The sequence below is a fragment of the Vibrio sp. Vb0937 genome, assembly GCF_033338855.1.
Genome location: NZ_JAWOTK010000077.1, coordinates 1 through 2,259, shown reverse-complemented (window position 1 = coordinate 2,259; position 2,259 = coordinate 1). Strand labels below are relative to the sequence as shown.

Below are 2,259 nucleotides of genomic sequence, written 5' to 3'. Positions count from 1 at the left end.
AAGGCGCACAAAACGCAATCGCTAGACTATACGCCGTAATAAAGAGTGTCACCTGGCTCGGAGGAACACCAAGATCACCTCCGATAGGTTCTAAAATAGAGCCAAGCAGCAATTCGTCAGCACCTACCAAAAATGCAATAAAGAACAACGCTATCGACTGAATCATGCTTCAACCTCCGCTTGCAACGAAAGCTCCGCTAAGGTCGCGATATCGACGATTCTGTCTGGCCAATCTTGGATAAATGCCTTCTCGTGTGAAACCAAGATGACACTGCCCGCAAAACGTTGTAGCGCCTGCTTCAACGCATCTTTACTGCTGGTATCAAGATGCGTAGTTGGCTCATCAAGAATGAGTACATTGCAGCCTCGTGTTGCTAAACAACAAAGCTTAACGCGAGTTTGCTCCCCACCACTCAACGCCTCTAAGCGACGTTGTGCTTTATCACCCTTTATCCCGAAGCGTGCTAACAGCTTACGAGCCGATTTACTATTGATTGAAGAATCGACCGCACACACCTCTTGCTCCGGTGTATGATCCGGATGACGCCAAGATAGGTCTTGAGCGAAGTAACCGATCTTAAGACCTTGTGCAAACGTCATTTCACCAGAGAGTGGAAGCACCTCCCCCATTAGCGTTTTGAGCAATGTCGACTTCCCTACGCCATTAAAGCCCTCAATCACCAACTTGTCTTCTCGCGCGATAGTGATATCAATCGGTGACAGTAAAGGCGTTTGATAGCCAATGCTCAACGCCTCGGCACTAACAACACTTTGATGTCCAATAGGCGCATAAGAAAAATCAAATTCAGTCACGGCATCTATTCTATGCAACTGAATCCTTTCAATTTTATCTAATTGTTTCTTACGGCCCTTCGCAATGCTCGCATTCACACCTGCGCCATTTTTCGCAATAAACTGTTCCAGTTTCTTAATCTCAGCTTGCTGTGAGTGGTACTCTTTTTCCAACAGCGAATTGTTGTGTCGCTTTTGCGCCATTGCTTTGTGGTATGAGCCGGTGTATTTCTGGATTTTTTGATAGTCGATATCACAGATGCAGGTAGTAACCGCATTCAGGAAACTCACATCATGAGACACCAATAGTACGGTTCCTACATAAGCATTGAGATAATTCTTCAACCACTCAATATGAGTTGCATCAAGATAGTTAGTCGGCTCATCTAGCAGTAAGACGTCTGGTTCACGCAACAATAAGCGCGCTAATAAGACCTTATGGCGTTGCCCACCACTTAACGCACTCATTAGAGTATCCAGTCCCAACTGCTGTATACCAAGCCCTGCGGATACACTTTCAATTTGGGCATGTAAGGCGTAAAAGCCTTGGGCTTCCAATTCCGTTTGTAACTTAGCAACTCGGCGAAGCAAAGAAGGCGATGCAGATTCAGCCATCTCTTGATACAAAGAAAATAATTCACGTTCAGCTTCAAACAACCCATTAAATGCCGATTGTAAACATTCTCTAATCGTCTGAGTTTTATCTACCACAAGATGTTGATCAAGATAGCCAATCTCTAAGTTTGGCTGCCAATGAATATCTCCCTCATCGGCAGAAATTTCACCAACAAGCAACTTTAACAATGTACTTTTTCCTACTCCGTTTGCACCGGTGATTCCTACATGCTCTCCAGCATGAATAGTGAAGTGGGAATGGCAATATAGGTGATGACCAACAACCTGATAGGACATATTTTTAACGTGTAACACACTCATGTTTTTCACCAAATAAAAAGGGCCGGTACTTACATACCGGCCCCTATTTCAACTATGGGTAACTTCATATCTGATTTCAAACTTCAGATACAAAAAAGCCGGTGATGAAATATCACCGGCGGTCTCTTGTCTTTACTCAGATGCAATACAACCTACGCATTTTCCAGCTTAGCTGTGCACGTATTTCCACATCTGATGAAGATAATTTATGACTCCGAGCAACACTTCATCGCGTTTTTTGCACGGAGTTCAGCCTTCTTACGAAGTTTTTAAACAAGAGATATAACATGAATTTTTTGTCTCAAAAATATACAGGCAAGAGCCTACACCCGCACGAAACAAAGTGCTATAAAAATTTCACTCAAACAGCTCAAAAGCTAACACACACAGATTAGCTGAATCGATAAACCATTATGTGATCCATATTGATTGTGTCATCAATACAAACCTATATAATCGGCTACTTGCCGAGAAGAAGGAAAGTAACCACATGATTTATAAAGAAAGGGAAACATGGTTAGAAGCCATTTT

General features: G+C 43.0%; 1 protein-coding gene and 1 pseudogene. Both read right to left on the bottom strand.

Translation table 11 applies throughout. The features are described from left to right. A pseudogene (locus tag R7P67_RS23205) lies at positions 1-166 on the bottom strand (MFS transporter); the annotation flags it as partial. After that, positions 163-1,728, bottom strand: a complete 1,566-nt coding sequence (locus R7P67_RS23200; protein ID WP_318086114.1) for an ABC-F family ATP-binding cassette domain-containing protein — start codon at positions 1,726-1,728, stop codon at positions 163-165. The pseudogene R7P67_RS23205 and the gene R7P67_RS23200, both read right to left, overlap by 4 nt. Between the last annotated feature and the right edge of the window lie 531 nt (positions 1,729-2,259).